Origin of the sequence: Lacibacter cauensis (assembly GCF_007830055.1) — a bacterium.
Taxonomy (GTDB): domain Bacteria; phylum Bacteroidota; class Bacteroidia; order Chitinophagales; family Chitinophagaceae; genus Lacibacter; species Lacibacter cauensis.
This window is the reverse complement of the sequence record NZ_VLLE01000002.1, coordinates 87,186-105,169: the sequence shown is the minus strand read 5'-3', so window position 1 is coordinate 105,169 and position 17,984 is coordinate 87,186. Positions and strand designations below refer to the sequence as shown.

Below are 17,984 nucleotides of genomic sequence, written 5' to 3'. Positions count from 1 at the left end.
TACATAGCTGCTGCTGAAAAGCGAATAAAACTGAACGGGAAACGGTACTGCCTGAACAGGCATATACGTTACGGAAGCGGAAAAATGTGTTGTTACTTTTTAAACATAAAGTAAACAGCTCCTAAGAGAAAGAGAAAACTTACAATGTATTTCCAGTGAAACGGTTCTTTCAGATACATCACCGCAAACACGCTGAACACAACCAGTGTAATTACTTCCTGTATCATTTTTAACTGAAAAGCACTCACGCCATTTTCGTAACCAATACGGTTAGCGGGCACCATAAAACAGTATTCTACAAAGGCAATGAGCCAACTGGCAATGATTGCTTTCCAGATGGGCACATTCTGTTGTTTTAAATGGCCATACCAGGCGATGGTCATGAAGATGTTGGAGAACGCAAGTAGTGTTATAACCCGCAGCATCTTAATTCTCGGAGCGTTTACCTGCCAGCAGATATAGTGCAGCCATCCTTACAGCTACCCCATTTTCTACCTGTTGCAGAATGATGGATTGTTTACTGTCGGCCACATCACTGTCAAGCTCCACACCACGGTTAATAGGGCCGGGATGCATGATGACAATTTCTTTGTTGAGCGAATCGAGCAGCTTACGGTTAATGCCATACGCTAAATTGTATTCACGCAGCGAAGAGAACAAGGGCTGGTTCTGGCGTTCGAGCTGAATCCGTAATACGTTCGCCACATCGCACCACTTTAAGGTTTCTTCAATGTTATACGATACGTTAACGCCAAATGCCTGTTGTAGATATTTTGGAATAAGTGTGGGCGGACCTGCAACAGTTACTTCTGCTCCCATCTTCTTTAACAGATAAATATTGCTGAGTGCTACACGGCTATGCATGATATCGCCAAGTATGGCGATCTTCTTTCCTTGCAGTGTGCCTAATTTTTCTCTGATGGAAAACGCATCGAGCAATGCCTGTGTAGGATGTTCGTTAATGCCGTCGCCTGCGTTTACAATGGCTGCAGGAATATGCTTCGCTAAAAAATGCGGTGCACCGCTGGCGCTGTGACGCATCACCACCAGGTCCACTTTCATACTAAGGATATTGTTCACCGTATCCAGCAGGGTTTCGCCTTTGGCAGCCGAAGAACCCGATGCGGTGAAGTTGATGGTATCGGCACTGAGTCGTTTCTCTGCCAACTCAAACGAAATACGTGTACGGGTTGAGTTTTCGTAAAAAAGATTCACAATCGTTACATCACGCAACGAAGGAACTTTTTTAATGGGTCGCTGTAAAACTTCTTTGAATTGAGCGGCCGTATCGAGGATGAGCTGGATATCCTGTGCCGTTAAATCTTTAATGCCGAGCAGATGACGAGTGGATAGTTGCATTAAAGAGCGAAGTTAAAGCAAATTCGATAACAGCCAAAATTGAACCTGCCGGTCGACCTAAGACCTTTTTCGAAACAATAGCACAAGTGCCAAAATCACAATAATGCCCGACACAAAAACCGCCCATATATTCATCTTTCTTGAAGTAGCAGTAAGTGTATAATCGCTGTTCAGCATCTTTGTGGCATCGAGGTTCCAGGAAATTGTATCCTGTTCGATCATGCCATTGGCTGTTAGTAATTGCCCCGGCATAACCAACCGGTATTTAAAAAAAGTGGACGTATAGTCATTCAACTTCTCCATCTCCGCAGGATTATTTACTTCCCTGCTTATTGCACTTTGTTCGTTCAGTAAGGGATTAAACGCAGTGGTAGAAAACCAACGATTCAATACTTCGCCAATGTTTTTTACTTTATAATCTTCTTTGCTTTCGTTGCTGACCGATTTGTAAATACTATCCTTCTCCTGTACCATTTTTTCAGCACCCGGATTACCGGGAAATTGATCGAGATTACGCAGCACAGCTGCGTATTGCAATTCCCATGCATTGGCTGAAGCCCAGGTTTCGAATTTATCTTTTATGTTATCCAGTTTTTCGTACAGATCCATACCACTGATTCCTTTATCGAAAACAGGCGTACCTGTAAGCCAATAATCAGCTTCTTCTTTACGCATATAGTTTTCTATAGGCAATGGAAATTTAATCGGTAACCGGGGATAAGCTTCGCTGTAACTGTAGTACGTATAAAACCACCTGAACTTTTTCTCAAACACAGGCCGGGGAATAAGATCATTCCATTTGCTTTTGGTATTAAACCGAAAGTTTTTTGCCATTTCACTTGCTGATGTGAATTTTCTTGTGGCATACACTTTAATTTCTTTCGCACTGTCTTGCGGTTGCCGTATCCAATTGCTTAAAGGCCATTCGCTGAATTGTTCATCTCCGTTATACTGCCATTGCACTTTCCAGTTTTTATCAATTGAAACAGGAAAAGGATTACTTGTGCTATCGCCTTTTATAAATGCATCAGTAGCCTTTGCAACCAACACCCGCTCACAACTTCCATCAGGGTGAATAATAGTTGTCATGTTTCCCGGCTCACAGGAATAAAGTGCTGCAGCTAAAATTATCCAAAGTATCTTCTTCATCTTTATCGTGGGTTTATATTGTTGAATGTATAATCCTGCATATTTCTTTTGAATTTATCTCTTGCTGTTTTTTGATCGTTGATATAGGTCATAAGCGATTGCACTAAATTCTCCCGGTCAATTAAAGCTGGTTTTTCAGGTGCTTCAGCATTTATTGCAATGCCCGGCTTCGTTTGTGATTGTTCCTCATCAACTAAAAATGTTTGATAGAGAAACACCCCCGCCAACATAGCAGCAGCACTAACTGTTACATTCCTGAACAGGTAATAGATCCTGCTTTTTTGTTGGCTCACTTTATCCTTCTCAATAGCTTCAATAATAGAATTGGCCAGGCCATCAGCATCAGCAAGTGCCGGCTTTGCATCTTGCAGAGCAGTGATCATTTTTTGATAGGAATCCGACAATTGCATACTCACATTTTTTCAAGTTGTTCACGAATAGTTTTTCGGGCCAGGTATAAATTGCTTTTTATTTTTTCGGGCGAAAGATCAGTGATGATTGAAATTTCATTTACCTCAAATCCTTCCAACTCTTTTAAGGTAAACACCAGCTTTTGCTTGGGCGTAAGTTGATGTGTAAGCTGGCTGATGACCGCAGCCAGGTCTTTATTCATGATCTTTTGCTCCATATTGCTCTGCAGCATTTGTTCACAAACATGCTTTACCTGGTCGATCTCCACCTGTTGTTTTCGATATTTTCCTTTCCTGAGCTGATCATAACAACAGTTGGCCGTGATCTTATATAACCAGGTAGTAAACTTTAATGCAGTATTGTATTTCGACAGGTTTCGCCATACTTTAATAAAGGCTTCCTGCACCACATCTTTTGCATCTTCTTCCTGGCAAAGCATCCTGAATGCAAATACATATACCATCCCCTGGTAACTTTCTACAAGTTGTTTGAATGCGTTTGCATCTCCGTTTCTACATCGCTCTATTAATTCAGTGTCCCAGCCATTCTGCATGTAATGCGCCTGTTTTAATATTATACGGGAATATCGAAAAAAGGTCGAAAAAAGAGCATAAAAAAAACTCCCCAATCAATAAATTGATTGGGGAGTGAATTGACAAGAGTAATTTTTTGTGTACAGGCAGTTCCTCTGCCCTCTTTGCTAATGCAACACAACTTCCGGTTTATGCCAGTCAACCGTTACTTTTTGACTGAGGATGGAATCGATGGCTTTGCCGGTATAATCGGGTTGGATAGGGAGCTGGCGGTTGAAGCGGCGATCGATGAGCACCAGTAGTTCCACTTTTGCAGGACGGCCGAAATCAACCAATGCATCCATAGCAGCACGGATGGTACGGCCGGTGTACAGCACATCATCAATGAGGATTACATTTTTGTTTTCAATATCAAAATCGATGGTGGTTTGATTGGCGATGTGCAATTCCTTATGCACATCATCCCGATAAAAGGTAATATCGAGCTTGCCGTAGTGCAGTTTCACATCAGGATAATTTTCATGGATGGCTGCTACTATTTTATCGGCCAGGAAAATACCTCTCGGCTGTAAACCTACAATCACCGTTTCGGCAAACGGGTAATGGTTTTCGATCAATTGATGGCTGAGACGCTGTATCGTAAGTTGCAGTTGTTCGTTCGATAAGATCGTTTTCACTCGCTGAAATTTTTATAAAAATACATACGAATGTCTAAACTCGTTCATACTTACTGTTTCGTGTTACAGGAAACAGTACTGCACAAAAAAGGGCTGCACCTTTGTACAGCCCTTTACCCAACTTCCCTGCTATTAATATTTGTGTTTAAATACATAGAATACACCTACCTGCACATTGCGGTTATACAAGTTTACCGAACTGGCATCGTTGATATTGGTGATGCCGTAATTGTAACGGGCATCCACGCCAAGTCCTGATTCGCCAACATAACTGGCACCAATCGTCCAGCCCAGCTCTGCTGTTTTAAATGAGCTTTTTACATTTGTTTTTACATCGCCCTGTTGTACATTGGCAGCTGCCAGCATACCCAACTGCGGACCTGTTTGAATACGAAAACCACGATCGAACATGTATTGCAGTTGTACAGGTACATTCACATAATGCAATCTTGTTTTTACATCATTGCTTTGTGCGCCTTGTCCGGAGTACATAATTTCCGGTTGAATGGCCCATTGTTTATTCAGATGAATATGTGCTAAACCGCCTGCATGAAAACCAGCTTTCGCATCGAAACCTGCATTGGGTGAACTTGCAATGTTTGAAATGTTCAAACCTCCCTTTAAGCCTACATGCACATTGCTATGCTGTGCAAGTACAGATCCTGCCATAAATAAAAACGCTCCTGAAATTATGAATGCTTTCATTGTAATTGATTTTAATGAACAATATCGCCGGCGAAGACAAACCTACCCTTTAAAAAACCGTGCCAAAACAAACTGCACTGTACCTAACTGCTTGTTTACTTGTTTGTAAATACCTGTATAAAAAACAAAAAGCCACCCTTACGGGCAGCTTTTGCAAGTATGATTAATCTGCTTAATTATTCTTCACCTAAAAACGGATAACGGTAATCTGTCGGCGGGTTGAATGTTTCTTTAATGGTGCGTGCACTTAACCAACGATAGAGATTGAGAATTGAACCTGCTTTATCGTTGGTGCCACTTGCACGTGCACCACCAAACGGTTGCTGACCAACCACTGCACCTGTTGGTTTATCATTGATGTAGAAGTTACCTGCACTGTTGCGGAGTTTTGCTGTTGCTAACTCAACTGCATAACGATCCTGTGCGATGATGGATCCTGTTAATGCATAGGGTGAAGTGCTGTCAACCAACTCCAATGTCTTTTCATACTCATTGGCAGGATACACATAGATGGTTAATACCGGTCCGAAAATTTCTTCGCACATGGTTGTGTATTTCGGATCAGTTGTTTCGATGATGGTTGGCTGCACAAAGTATCCTTCTTTCTTATTGCATTCGCCACCTACCAAGATGCTTGCTTTCTTTGAACGCTTGGCGCCATCGATGTATGCTTTGATTTTATCGAAACTCTTTTCATCAATCACGGCATTCACGAAATTGGTGAAATCTTCCACTGTACCTACTTTAAAACTGTTGACACCTGCTACCAGTTTCTTTTTTACTTTTTCTGCAATATTTGATGGCAGATAAGCACGTGATGCTGCTGAACATTTTTGTCCCTGGTATTCAAACGCACCACGCAGCAATGCTGTTGCCACTACATCCGGATCGGCACTCTTGTGGACCATCACAAAATCTTTACCACCTGTTTCACCAACAATGCGTGGATACGAACGGTACATGCTCATGTTCTTACCAATGGTTTCCCACATGTTGTTGAACACTCCTGTTGAACCGGTGAAGTGTACACCTGCAAATTCTTTATGTGTAAAACAAACTTTACCTACAGTTGGTCCATCCACATAAATGAGGTTGATGACACCATCGGGTAAGCCTGCTTCTTTTAAAATCTTCATGAACATCTGCGCACTGTAGATCTGTGTGTGTGCAGGTTTCCAGATCACCACATTGCCGCACATCGCAGCACTTGTTGGCAGGTTACCACCAATTGCAGTAAAGTTGAAAGGTGTTACTGCCAGTACAAATCCTTCGAGCGGACGATACTCCATACGGTTATGCATACCCGAACCACTGATGGGCTGCTGACGATAGATTTCGCTTAAGAAATGTACGTTGAATTTGAGGAAGTCGATGATTTCACAAGCAGCATCAATCTCTGCCTGGAAGGCATTCTTGCTTTGTCCCAGCATGGTTGTACCATTCATGTACGGACGGTACTTTGTTGCAATGAGATCAGCTGCACGTAAGAAAATATTTGCACGGTTTTCCCAACTCATATTGGTCCATGCTTCTTTCGCTGCTAATGCCGCATCTATAGCCTGGTATACATGCTTCTCTTCACCTTCGTGATAATAACCTAATATATGCTTGTGTTCATGTGGCGCTTTTAATGCAAACTTTTTATTGGTGCGTACTTCTTTACCACCAATGTACATCGGCACATCCACTTCTTTACTTTTTAATTCAGCCAGTACTTCTTTTAAACGTTTCTTTTCGGCAGAACCGGGGGCGTAGTTTAATACGGGTTCGTTGGCCGGTAAAGGATAGTTGAAATAACCAAGATTCATACAATAGTTTTTTTCTTTTTTACGATGCTTTCGCAATAGTCTGCGTAAAGTGTGCGCAAGGTACAAACTATCGCTCATATGCTTTGTGCTTCCGTTTGCACAAAAAAAAGCCCCCGCTTTCAGCGGGGGCTATATCGGTTGTATCTTATTTTGATTCGGCTTCTTTTTCACTCATCAGGTAGGCTTTAATAAAGCCATCCAGCTCGCCATCCATTACCGGTTGCACATTCCCTACTTCGTATTCGGTACGGTGGTCTTTGATCATTTTATACGGATGGAATACATAGCTGCGTATCTGGCTGCCCCACTCGATCTTCTTTTTGTTGGCATTGGTGGCATCCTTCAGCTCATTGCGTTTGCGGAGTTCGTCCTCGTACAAACGGCTCTTCAGCATGGTCATCGCTTTTTCACGGTTGCCCAGCTGCGAACGTTCTGTTTGACAAACCACCACAATACCTGTTGGAATGTGTGTGAGGAATACTTTTGTTTCCACCTTGTTTACGTTCTGTCCACCTGCACCACCGCTTCGGGCTGTTTCCATCTTTACATCACTTTCTTTGATGTCGATATCGATGGTATCATCCACTAACGGGTACACATACACGCTGGCAAAAGAGGTATGTCTTCTGGCATTGCTATCGAACGGTGAAATACGCACCAGGCGATGCACCCCATTCTCTGCTTTTAAGAAGCCGTAAGCAAACGGACCTTCAAACTGCAGTGTACAGGTTTTAATACCGGCACCATCACCATCCTGCCAGTCTAGTTCAGTTACTTTCCAGCCCTGCTTTTCGCCGTACATGCGGTACATGCGTGCAAGAATCTGTGCCCAGTCCTGGCTTTCGGTACCACCTGCACCGGAGTTGATCTGTAATACAGCAGGCAATTCATCTTCGGGTTGATTAAGCGTGCTTTTAAACTCAGCATCTTCAATTGCAGTAATTGCTTTCTCGTATGCTTCTTTTGTTTCTTCTTCTGTAGCGTCGCCGCCTTTCCAGAATTCGAAGAGCACAGCAAAATCCTCAACAGCTGTATTGGTCGCTTCATAGAGATTCACCCAATACTCATTGTTCTTGATTTCTTTCAGAATCTCCGTTGCCCGCTTATTATCGTCCCAGAAACCGGGACTCAGAGAGAGTTGTTTGTCTTCTGCGATTTTATATTGACGGCTCTCGACGTCAAAGAAACCTCCTCAGGACAAGAATGCGTTCCCTTATATCGTTTAATTTTTCGATTGTCATAACGGGTGCAAATGTAAGGGAAAGAGTCGGAAGTCGGGAGCCAATAGTCGGAAAGTCCGAAAGAAAGAAGCTGCTGATTTATCGGGCTGATACTTTCTGACTTTCGGTCTTCCTGACTTCCAGTCTTCCGGACTTTTCTTCGTAATTTGCCCCCCTTGATCTCGCAGGAAACCATACAACAGATTTTAAGCCGCATCGATATTGTAGAAATAGTAGGCGGCTTTGTGAAGTTGAAGAAACGTGGTGCCAACTATCTTGGTAATTGCCCGTTTCACAATGAAAAAACGCCTTCGTTTACCGTATCGCCCGCCAAAGAATTGTACAAATGTTTTGGTTGTGGTAAGAGTGGTAATGCTGTAAGCTTTCTCATGGAACATGAGAAGTACAGCTATGTTGATGCGCTGAAGTTCCTGGCGAACAAATACAATGTAACTGTTGAAGAAACCTTCTCTTCACCGCAAGCAAAAGAGATGCGGCAAACAGCCGACAGCCTGCACATCATCAACGCTTTTGCACAACAGTTTTTTTCCAAACAGTTATTCGAAAGCGAAGAAGGACAGGCCATCGCCTTAAGCTATTTAAAAGAGCGTGGTTTCCGGGAAGACATCATTCATAAATTTCAAATAGGCTACTCTCCCCGCCAGCGTGATGCATTTACCAGCGAGGCCTTGCGTCAGCAATACAATCCTGAGTTGTTAACTAAAACAGGCATTGTTGCCGAACGTAACGGCGAGTTGATGGACAACTATCGTGAACGCATCATTTTTCCTGTACACAACAATACCGGAAAAATCATTGGCTTTGGCGCACGTATTATCGGTAAAAAAGAAAATGCACCGAAGTATATCAATACACCGGAGAACGAAGTGTACGTTAAGAGTAAAATCCTGTACGGTACTTATTTCGCCAGGCAATCGATTGATAAGAACGATGAATGTTTACTGGTAGAAGGTTATACCGATGTTGTTTCATTGCACCAGGCGGGTATTGAAAATGTTGTTGCCAGTGGCGGAACTTCGTTAACACAGGATCAGTTACGGTTAATCAAAAAATACACAAACAATCTTACCATTCTTTACGATGGTGATGCTGCCGGTGTAAAAGCCGCCATGCGTGGATTGGATCTTGCATTGGAAGAAGGATTGAATGTTCGTTTGGTTCTCATTCCTGATAACGAAGACCCCGACAGTTATGTGAACAAAGTTGGCGCAGCAGGCTTCAACGAGTTTATCCGTAACAACAAAAAAGATGTGATCCTTTTTCAGCTGGAAGTAATGCTGAAAGATGCAGGCAACGATTCAACCAAAAAAGCAGCGGCTGTTAATACCATCGCCGAAAGCATCAGCCGTATTAACAAGGTTGAAGATTTTACACGCAAGCAGGACTACATTAAAAAAAGTGCAGAACTGCTGAAGATTGACGAGGCAGGTTTGCTTACGTTGGTGAACAAGCTTACCAGCGAGCGTGTCATTAAACAGGAGGAACGTTTTCAACAGGCAGTTACAGATGTGCCACCCGATATGCCACCTCCTGAAGTTGGCTACACAGACACTGTTGAGTTTTTTAATCTTGACATTAAAAATGAACGGGCTTTGGTTTGCCTGTTACTGGAGTTTGGTTTACAACCATGGGATGAGCAGACGACTGTAGCTCAACATGTATTTGCTGAGGTAGATGAATGGGGAATGGTTGAAGATGCAGAGCTGCTTCATTTATCAAACATTTACCGTGATGCGTATCTACAAGGAACAGAACCTACCTTGAAAGGTTTTCTTTTCCACGAAGATCAAACCATCAGTAAACTGGTGGTCTCCTTATCTGATTTCGGTAATGAATTAAGTCCGAACTGGATCCGTATTTACGAAAAACCCTTCCCTACCAAAGAAGACCTGTATGTGCAGGAACTGCAATCTGTTTTAACGTACCTGAAGCTGCGTAAGATCAAAAAAATGGTTGATGAAAACCAGCGTGACATGGAGCTACCGCACAGCGATGAAGAATTGATTACGCTCCTTAAAACACATCAGCATCTGAAAGAGCTGGAGATGGAGTTAACAAGGGCATTGGGTACCGTTATTGTTCGTTAATCCCAATCTTTCTTTCGCAACAACCAGCATAGAAAATAAGAGCTGCTGAAGCCGAGTGCTGCACCGGCCAAAACATCTTCTGCAAAATGTGCCCCGAGATAAATACGTGAATAACCAACAAGTACTGCCACAACAAAAAAGAACAGCTGGACCAATTTATTGCGGGTTGCAAATGCCAGCAGACTGAATGTAGCAAAAGCTGTAGTGGTATGTCCGCTGGGGAAACTATTATGCCCTTTCAGTAATACATCATCTACTTTATGAATGACTTCGGGCTTTTTAAAATACAAACCGGGTCGAGGGCGTTGCTCCAGCCGTTTAATTCCCTGTGCTAATAATCCACTAACGATAAAAGAAAGGATTAACAGTAAACCCAGTTTCTTTTTACCCAGCAACCACAGAATAATGCCCAGTGCAGCCATAAAAATACCATCACCTACATACGTAAAGTACTTCAGAATAATATCTGCCACATCGGTATGCCGGTTATTGAGTGCAAGAAAAACTGTTTCCTTATTCCAGTAGAAAAGAGCTGCTACACCAATCAGCAACAACACGACTGTTGCATAGGTAAATAGGTTTCGTAAGGGATGATTGTATTTCCAGTTCATGGCCTTTGCAAAACTAAGATGCATTCAGCAACAGGTCGCTGTAAGAATGCGTTAAAAGATCGGTTTCGGCTATTTGAAAAGCCTGTACATAATACTGGCATTGTGCATTAATTTTTTCTAAACCAAGGCTGCCATCGGTATCGATTGCTTCTATTTCCACAAAGCTGCCTAAGCCTTCCACTTCATCAATATGAAACTTTACGTTCCCGATAAAATAAATGGCTCTGCGTTTTTTAACCACCACTTTAACACCGTTTGCTTTTGTAAGCAGTGCTTTCAGTGCATCACTCTGTGCAGGCACCTGAAACAGTTGCACCTCACTCAATTTCGGACCGGCTTTGTTTTCCCGGTTATAAAAAATCAATGCGTTTTCAATTGGGCCCTGCCGCAATTTTAAGCGACCGTTTGGCACATGAAAATACGTGTCGGTCTGTTCGTCAACTCCAACAAAACGGGCTTGCTGCTGTTGCAGATATGCACGAATAAAGGCCGGATCGGCACAGCGTGCTTTTATTTCAATATTGTTATGGCTCATGTAAACTAAAAAGCCGCCTTTACAGACGGCTAGTGAATTAGTTGGTGAACGGATTTACGCTTCAGCCGGTGTTAACCTTGAAGTTCTGTTTGTTGATCTTGCTGGTTTCGGAGCTAACGCAATTGCACGCTCAAAGCGCATTGCAGTCCATACGTGGTCCAGCACTACTTCTTCTGAAGTTTCAAATCCGCACTGGCACACAAACTGCCAGCTTCCGTCTCTGTTTAAATCACTCACAATTTTGGAAGCCGATTTCGGATAGGCCACCCAGAATTTAGCATTAGGGCTTAATGCGGGCAACACTTCCTTTAAGATTCCATTTAATTGATTCTGATTTACTGCAAAGACGAGGGCAAAATCGATCTTCTTACTACGTAACAACGGTGTTACATTCTTGGCGAATGATAACTTTACAAATTGTTTTTCGATTGAAGAGGGTAAGCCCTGAATTAATAAGTTCTTTTCTTCGTTCAATTGGAGTTTTTCCAAGAGAGAAATAGACATGCCAATGTAAATTTTGATGAGAACTAAAGTGGATGGCAAAGGTAGCCAATTTTCCCCATGTTTCACGGGTTATCAACAAACATTTTTTTGTTTTTGCAGACATAAAAAAGCCGGCTTACCGCCGGCTTTTTCTATCTAAATATATATTTTTCAATTACTTACCTACCGGCTTATAGTACGGCATGGCTTCTTTTACATATTGCTCCATTTTTGCGATACGTGTTTCATCGGATGGGTGAGTGCTTAAAATTTCCGGTGGTTTCTGTCCGCTGCTGGCTTTTGCCATGCGTTGCCAGAACGCTACGGCCTCCTGTGGATTATAACCGGCCATGGCTGCAAAACGCAATCCAAACTGATCGGCTTCTAACTCCTGCTTGCGGGAGAAAGGAAGCGTGCCTCCCACTGTTGAACCAATACCATACGCATTTAAAAACAGGTTTTGCGTCTCGGCAGGCTTGTTCGCCAATGCCACCGAGAGTGCAACACCACCTAATTGCTGTACTACACCCAAACTCATGCGTTCGTTACCATGCAGGGCTATGGCATGTGCAATTTCATGACCCATTACCACAGCCAATGCAGCTTCGTTTTGTGTAACCGGTAAAAGGCCTGTATACACTACTACTTTACCACCTGGCATACACCATGCATTCACTTCTTTGTTGTCTACAAGATTAAACTCCCAGGTATATCCATCCAATACTGCCGATTTTCCCTGCTGCTCGTAATACTTTGTAATGGCATAGGCAATACGTGTACCCACACGTCTTACCATTTCCGCATCTTTATTTACCGTTGCCGATACAATTTTATTTTGCGCCAGGAACTGCTGGTATTGCTGTGTGGCCATTGATTGTAATTCCTTCTCCGGTAGCAACCGAAGCTGTTTACGACCCGTTACCTGGTTCTTCGCACAGGCAACAAGCAAAACTGTAATAACTACGAACGATCCAAGAATCTTTTTCATCACTGATTGATTTTAGAGTGTATTTCCAATTTGTGTACCAATTTTTTCGACCGGCTATTGTTCAAAAAGTTAAACCTATTTTTTCTTTCTTATTCCTTTAAACTTATTCTCGTTACCTGCAAACAGGCGCCGGATGTTTGTCCGATGCATAAAGATGACAAGTACAGCAGACAGTACGGAAAACCAACGCATATACACATTTGTTTCCTGTACGGCAAACCAAACACAAGCTGCAAATACTACAACGGCAACAATGGAACCGAGTGAAATATATTTTGTTAAAAACACCACCACTACAAAAGCAGCTACACTTATTAACGCCGTCCAGGGTTGTATTGCCAATACCACACCAAACAAGGTTGCCACTCCTTTCCCTCCTCTGAAACCTGCAAACACCGGAAAGATATGCCCTGCAACAGCGGTTAATCCTAATACCAATTTCCAGAATGTTGTTTCATAACCCAACCACATAGACGCACTTACAGCATGCGCCAGTTGCACTGCAGCAATACCTTTTCCCATATCAATCACCAGCACAATAATTCCCCAGGTTGAACCAAGTACACGAAAAGTATTGGATGCACCCATGTTCTTACTGCCATGCTCCCGAATATCAATATGAAAAAACCATTTCCCTATCCAGTAAGCGGTGGGAATGGAACCGATGAGATACGCAGATATGATCAACAAGAGGGCTTGCATACTATGCTATCTTTTGCAATAATAAGGCACTCCAGTTATTACGATCGGATGAAGTAACCAGTTGCAGCTGTTGTGCATTTGCTGCATCCACAAGCAATTGATTCTCCTCTTTATAAAAACCACTAATGATGATATAACCGTTGGGGTTAAGCGAAGCGGCCATTGTTGCCATGTATTGCAGCAGAATGTGGCGGTTGATATTCGCCAATATGATATCGAATTGTTGTGTTGATGGCACATCGGCTTTTTGTACAACAATGTTGCTGCAGTTGTTGGTAGCAACATTTTCCAGTGAGTTCTCAATGCACCAGTCGTCGTTATCAACAGCGAGTACAGACGTTGCTCCAAGCTTTTCTGCAAGAATGGCCAGCACAGCAGTACCACAGCCGAAATCAAACACATTTTTTTTGCTGAAGTTGATACCCTGCATCAGTTTCATTACCTGCCATGTGGTTGCATGATGGCCTGTACCAAAACTCATTTTTGGTGTAATCACAATTTCGTGCTGCACCGTTGCAATAGGCTCATGAAAATGTGCACGTACTGCAACAAACTCATCAACAATCACCGGTTCATAATTACTCTCCCACTCTGCATTCCAGTTTTTAGGCGCAATTTCTTCTTTTGTATAGCTGAGTGCAAAAGGTTGCAACAATTCTTCCAACTGCGGTTCATTGTATGCTTCTTCGCTGATGTAGGCATGGAATGCATCGGCTGTTTCTTCAAAACCATCATACCCTTCTGTACTTAATAAAGCCAACAGCATTTCCTGTTGTTCTTCATTGCCTACGGGAATAGAAATTTTAATGTAGTTATTCATACGCAATAAAAAGTCCCGCCTTGCAGCGGGACTGTAAAGTTCACTTATTTCATTGAAAGTTTAGAGACGCTCTTCGCCGTTGTTCTCATCCTGCTTTGGTTGCGGTTGAGGACGGGGAGCACTCTCCGGCTTTGGCATTAATGCCTTGCGGCTGAGTTTGAACTTGCCTGTCTTCGGATCGAGACCGATGAGTTTTACTTTCACCTGATCTCCGATTTTGAAGATGCCTTCCATGCTTTCCAAACGCTTCCAGCTTATTTCACTGATGTGCAACAAACCTTCTTTCTTCGGCAGGAATTCTACAAACGCTCCAAACTCTTTAATACCTTTTACCGTTGCTTCGTAAACAGCACCCACTTCAGGAACAGCAACAATACCTTTTACCCAGGCTACGGCTTTATCCAATCCTGATTTTTCCTGTGAGAAAATGCTTACTTCACCGTAGTTGCCAACTTCTTCAATGGTAATGGTTGTACCTGTTTCACGCTGGATCTCCTGAATCACTTTACCACCGGGTCCGATAACTGCACCGATGAATTCTTTATCGATGATCAGTTTCTCCATGCGTGGTGCATGTGGTTTCACTTCCGGACGGTGTTCTGCAATACACTCATACATCGCATCAAGAATATGCAAGCGACCGTTACGAGCCTGTGCCAATGCTTCACGCATTACATCCATGCTCAAACCATCTACTTTAATATCCATCTGCACGCCGCAAATACCTTCACGTGTACCGGTTACTTTAAAGTCCATATCACCAAGATGATCTTCATCACCAAGGATATCGGTAAGAATAGCATATTTACCATCGCCACGTGTAATCAATCCCATTGCCACACCACTAACGTGTTTTGGAAGAGGTACACCTGCATCCATCAACGCTAATGAACCGGCACAAACAGTTGCCATAGAAGACGAACCGTTCGATTCAAGAATATCACTTACCACACGAACAGTGTATGGATATTCACTTCCAGGCATCATTTGTTTCAATGAACGCATAGCAAGGTTACCATGACCAACTTCACGACGGCCAGGACCACGCATCATCTTTACTTCACCTGTTGAAAACGGAGGAAAGTTATAATGAAGGATGAATTTTGTGTATTCGCTTTTTGCTGCACTTTCTACCAGCAATTCATCAAGTTTGGTACCGAGTGTAACAGTTGTGAGTGATTGTGTTTCACCACGTGTAAACAATGCAGAACCATGTGGTGTTGGCAACGGTTCTGTTTCCATTTCCAGAGGACGCACTTGGTCTAACTGGCGACCATCGAGACGAATACGATCATCGAGGATCATGTTACGTACTACTTCCCATTTAAGGTCTTCGTAGTATTTCTTTGCAAGCTTTTTATCTGCATCAGTTGCTTCTTCACCGAGGCTTGCGATTAACTCCTGTTTCAATACATCGTATGCTTCGCTGCGTTCGTGCTTGCTGCTTCCCGCTTTCGAAATAGCATATACTTTATCTTTTGCAAAGGCAATTACTTTCGCATTCAGTTCTTCGTTAACAACAGGCTTTGTGTAGTCACGCTTGGTTGTTACACCAACTGCATCTCTTAATTCCTGCTGTGCTTTAATCTGAACACGGATTGCATCGTGTGCAATTTCCAATGCCTTTACCAATTCCTCTTCACTGCATTCTTTAGCTTCACCTTCCACCATCATCAGGTTCTTTTCGGTAGCTGCAATGATGAAATCGGAACTTGCTTTTGCCAGTTGTGAACGGCTTGGGTTAACCACAAACTCGCCATCAACATTGGCTACACGTGCTTCAGAAATAATTTCTTTGATGGGAATATCAGAAACAGCGAGTGCGGCAGAAGCAGCCAAACATGCCAATGCATCGGGCATCACCTCTGCATCAGATGAAATAAGGCTGATGAGTACCTGCACATCGCAGAAATAATCTTCCGGGAATAAGGGACGTAAAGCACGGTCAACCAAACGGCTGATGAGGACTTCAGAATCGCTCAGTCTTGCTTCACGCTTAAAAAATGAACCGGGAATACGGCCTGCAGATGCAAACTTTTCCTGGTAGTCTACGGATAAGGGGAAGAAGTCTTGTCCTTCTCTTGGTTCTTTATTGGCTACAACAGTAGCAAGGAGAACGCAGTTGCCCTGGCGCACAGTAACGGCACCATCGGCCTGGCGAGCCAGTTTACCTGTTTCGATGGTGACAATGCGACCATCACCCAGATCGAACGACTTGCTGATAGGTTTTAATAACATACAAATCTTGTTTTTGAATTGGCAAGCAAGGCAGGCGGGATGGAGGCCTTACAGGCAATTCTGTGAAAAATGAAGTGAAAGGAGAAACCTTTAAGAAAAGCAAAATTCCCAACCGCAAAAAAACGTGTTGGGAATAATGATTTATTACATGACCGTAGATTATTTACGGAGACCGAGTTTCTCAATTAATGCACGGTAACCTTGCAGGTTGTGCTTGCTCAGGTAGCTGAGTAAACGCTTACGCTTACCTACCAACTGCATCAGACCACGATTCGTTGAAAAGTCTTTCTTGTTTGCTTTTTGGTGAGCAGAAATGTGATTGATACGCTCAGTTAACAGAGCGATCTGACCTTCAATAGAACCAGTGTTTGTTTCAGCGCCACCGAAGTTGGCGAAAATGCTTGCTTTTTTTTCTTTTGTAATTGCTGACATCTCAGATTTTTTTAATTGACATCCAAATAGTACATCTGTAAATTGGCGGCAAAGGTAGGGGAAATAGTTAAAAAAAGCAGCGTTTGTGGTATTAAATATTCCGGCTAAGATAACGATCGAGCCCCGCCCGGGCAGTTTTCTGCAGTTTTTTCCGGAAAAAACCGGTGCTGCCCAGCAGTTTTCCCTTGAAACCCATGGCTTGAGCTGCCCATTTGTGCAGATCAAACCGATCCCGGTGTCGGTAAATTTTCCCGTCTTTCAGTTCAAACTCTGCATGAATGCGGTTAATAACCCGGCGCCCGGTTGCCGAAAACAGGTACACCGCCACCCAGTCGGCACTACCCTTTTCGGCTGTTTCCTGCACATGGCTGAAGGTAACATCCATATCGCCGCCTCCCCTTTCGATCAACATGCGCCACATGGCCGGCACTTCACGACCTTTCAATCCAACAAAAACCTCATCGGTAAATTCAGCTTCAGGATGATAGCAATCGGCCATTGTTTGCCAATCGCCCTTATTAAAAGCCGCATAAAACGTTTCAATTGTATTCATACTCTCAAGTTATCGTTTAATAATAAAGTATCATAATCTTTGTTCTAAACCTTATCAAAAATGCGCCTGATCATCATACCCGCTGTTGTGCTGTTGCATACAGTCGTTGCAACAACACAAGAAGTTGCAACTATTTCATTTGTTTCGCCCGGTATCGGATACGAACAGCCTATATCCAACCATTTCACCGTTAAAGGACGGGCAGCTTTGACCGTTAACTGGTCTTACTCTTCATCTGACTTTTTCGGGAATAAATTTGAGTTTGCCCCAAGTACCCTGGCAGCTGCGCATTTCCGGTATTATTACAATATGAACCTGCGTGACCGCAACAACAAACGAACAGCGTTGAACTCTGCCAACTATCTTTCACTGCTTGTAAAGTATGCATACAGCAACAGGTATTACCATTATGGCAGCGATGGTAATTACAGCTACAGCATGCCTGCACATACTGTTGATGGCGGTGTTGTATGGGGCATACAACGTAACTTCCGGAATCGTCTGAGCCTTGATTGCAACATTGGTCCAAGTTTATATAATCCGATCGCCAACAAGAAGTTTTCACTTATTGCAGATATTACATTTGGTATCTGGCTGGGTGCAAAAGAGCAGCAATGATTCATTTGTAATTTTTACATTTGCCCAAAACCAA

20 protein-coding genes are annotated in these 17,984 nt (G+C 43.0%); 2 read left to right on the top strand and 18 right to left on the bottom strand.

Features of this window, described 5'->3' with window-relative positions; genetic code table 11:
* Window positions 1-92: 92 nt before the first annotated feature.
* The 9 genes from IQ13_RS00480 to prfB all read right to left on the bottom strand — a co-directional run bounded on the left by IQ13_RS00480 (window position 93) and on the right by prfB (window position 7,883).
* A complete protein-coding gene (locus IQ13_RS00480) occupies window positions 93-425 on the bottom strand; it encodes a DMT family protein (RefSeq protein ID WP_242009441.1) in 333 nt (110 codons plus the stop codon).
* Between the two features lies 1 nt (window position 426).
* Window positions 427-1,359, bottom strand: a complete 933-nt coding sequence (locus IQ13_RS00475; RefSeq protein ID WP_144883432.1) for an aspartate carbamoyltransferase catalytic subunit — start codon at window positions 1,357-1,359, stop codon at window positions 427-429.
* A gap of 57 nt (window positions 1,360-1,416) precedes the next feature.
* Window positions 1,417-2,508 (bottom strand): hypothetical protein, encoded by a 1,092-nt coding sequence (locus tag IQ13_RS00470; protein ID WP_144883430.1) that lies wholly within the window; start codon window positions 2,506-2,508, stop codon window positions 1,417-1,419.
* A gap of 2 nt (window positions 2,509-2,510) precedes the next feature.
* Window positions 2,511-2,918 carry a hypothetical protein gene (locus tag IQ13_RS00465; RefSeq protein WP_144883428.1) on the bottom strand — a complete coding sequence of 136 codons (408 nt, stop codon included), beginning with the start codon at window positions 2,916-2,918 and terminating at the stop codon, window positions 2,511-2,513.
* Between the two features lie 2 nt (window positions 2,919-2,920).
* On the bottom strand, window positions 2,921-3,472 hold the full coding sequence (locus IQ13_RS00460) for an RNA polymerase sigma factor (protein WP_144883426.1): 552 nt from the start codon (window positions 3,470-3,472) through the stop codon (window positions 2,921-2,923).
* Window positions 3,473-3,619: 147 nt separating this feature from the next.
* Window positions 3,620-4,129, bottom strand: a complete 510-nt coding sequence (gene pyrR, locus IQ13_RS00455; protein ID WP_144883424.1) for a bifunctional pyr operon transcriptional regulator/uracil phosphoribosyltransferase PyrR — start codon at window positions 4,127-4,129, stop codon at window positions 3,620-3,622.
* A 132-nt stretch (window positions 4,130-4,261) separates the two neighbouring features.
* The gene (locus IQ13_RS00450; RefSeq protein ID WP_144883421.1) at window positions 4,262-4,834 is read right to left on the bottom strand and encodes a porin family protein; all 573 of its coding nucleotides are present in this window, start codon (window positions 4,832-4,834) and stop codon (window positions 4,262-4,264) included.
* Window positions 4,835-5,010: 176 nt separating this feature from the next.
* Window positions 5,011-6,642, bottom strand: a complete 1,632-nt coding sequence (gene pruA / locus IQ13_RS00445; RefSeq protein ID WP_144883419.1) for an L-glutamate gamma-semialdehyde dehydrogenase — start codon at window positions 6,640-6,642, stop codon at window positions 5,011-5,013.
* Between the two features lie 145 nt (window positions 6,643-6,787).
* Window positions 6,788-7,883 (bottom strand): peptide chain release factor 2 gene (prfB, locus tag IQ13_RS00440; protein ID WP_144883417.1). Its coding sequence is split into 2 segments (ribosomal slippage): window positions 6,788-7,822 and window positions 7,824-7,883, totalling 1,095 coding nucleotides; the frame shifts between segments, so codons are not numbered across the junction.
* A 155-nt stretch (window positions 7,884-8,038) separates the two neighbouring features.
* Between prfB and dnaG the strand changes: the two genes are divergently transcribed.
* Complete coding sequence (gene dnaG, locus IQ13_RS00435; protein ID WP_144883415.1) at window positions 8,039-9,970, top strand: DNA primase; 1,932 nt, start codon at window positions 8,039-8,041, stop codon at window positions 9,968-9,970.
* On the opposite strand, the gene IQ13_RS00430 is transcribed toward dnaG, so the two are convergent.
* The 9 genes from IQ13_RS00430 to IQ13_RS00390 all read right to left on the bottom strand — a co-directional run bounded on the left by IQ13_RS00430 (window position 9,967) and on the right by IQ13_RS00390 (window position 17,332).
* The gene (locus IQ13_RS00430) at window positions 9,967-10,605 is read right to left on the bottom strand and encodes a phosphatase PAP2 family protein (RefSeq protein WP_144883413.1); all 639 of its coding nucleotides are present in this window, start codon (window positions 10,603-10,605) and stop codon (window positions 9,967-9,969) included. The genes dnaG and IQ13_RS00430 overlap by 4 nt on opposite strands.
* On the bottom strand, window positions 10,595-11,116 hold the full coding sequence (locus IQ13_RS00425; protein WP_144883411.1) for a class IV adenylate cyclase: 522 nt from the start codon (window positions 11,114-11,116) through the stop codon (window positions 10,595-10,597). The genes IQ13_RS00430 and IQ13_RS00425 overlap by 11 nt, the downstream gene beginning before the upstream one ends.
* Window positions 11,117-11,170: 54 nt before the next feature.
* Window positions 11,171-11,686, bottom strand: a complete 516-nt coding sequence (locus tag IQ13_RS00420; RefSeq protein WP_144883409.1) for a hypothetical protein — start codon at window positions 11,684-11,686, stop codon at window positions 11,171-11,173.
* 88 nt (window positions 11,687-11,774) lie between these two features.
* Window positions 11,775-12,587 (bottom strand): M48 family metallopeptidase, encoded by an 813-nt coding sequence (locus IQ13_RS00415; RefSeq protein ID WP_144883407.1) that lies wholly within the window; start codon window positions 12,585-12,587, stop codon window positions 11,775-11,777.
* A 75-nt stretch (window positions 12,588-12,662) separates the two neighbouring features.
* Complete coding sequence (plsY, locus tag IQ13_RS00410) at window positions 12,663-13,289, bottom strand: glycerol-3-phosphate 1-O-acyltransferase PlsY (protein WP_144883405.1); 627 nt, start codon at window positions 13,287-13,289, stop codon at window positions 12,663-12,665.
* Between the two features lies 1 nt (window position 13,290).
* Entirely contained in the window at window positions 13,291-14,109 is an 819-nt protein-coding gene (gene prmA / locus IQ13_RS00405; RefSeq protein WP_144883403.1) for a 50S ribosomal protein L11 methyltransferase, read from the bottom strand.
* 60 nt (window positions 14,110-14,169) lie between these two features.
* Complete coding sequence (gene pnp / locus IQ13_RS00400) at window positions 14,170-16,347, bottom strand: polyribonucleotide nucleotidyltransferase (protein ID WP_144883401.1); 2,178 nt, start codon at window positions 16,345-16,347, stop codon at window positions 14,170-14,172.
* A 159-nt stretch (window positions 16,348-16,506) separates the two neighbouring features.
* Window positions 16,507-16,779 (bottom strand): 30S ribosomal protein S15, encoded by a 273-nt coding sequence (rpsO, locus tag IQ13_RS00395; RefSeq protein WP_144883400.1) that lies wholly within the window; start codon window positions 16,777-16,779, stop codon window positions 16,507-16,509.
* A gap of 91 nt (window positions 16,780-16,870) precedes the next feature.
* Window positions 16,871-17,332, bottom strand: coding sequence for a nuclear transport factor 2 family protein (locus IQ13_RS00390; RefSeq protein WP_144883399.1), 462 nt, complete (start codon window positions 17,330-17,332; stop codon window positions 16,871-16,873).
* A gap of 60 nt (window positions 17,333-17,392) precedes the next feature.
* Between IQ13_RS00390 and IQ13_RS00385 the strand changes: the two genes are divergently transcribed.
* Entirely contained in the window at window positions 17,393-17,950 is a 558-nt protein-coding gene (locus tag IQ13_RS00385; protein ID WP_144883398.1) for a hypothetical protein, read from the top strand.
* The last annotated feature ends 34 nt before the right edge of the window (window positions 17,951-17,984 follow it).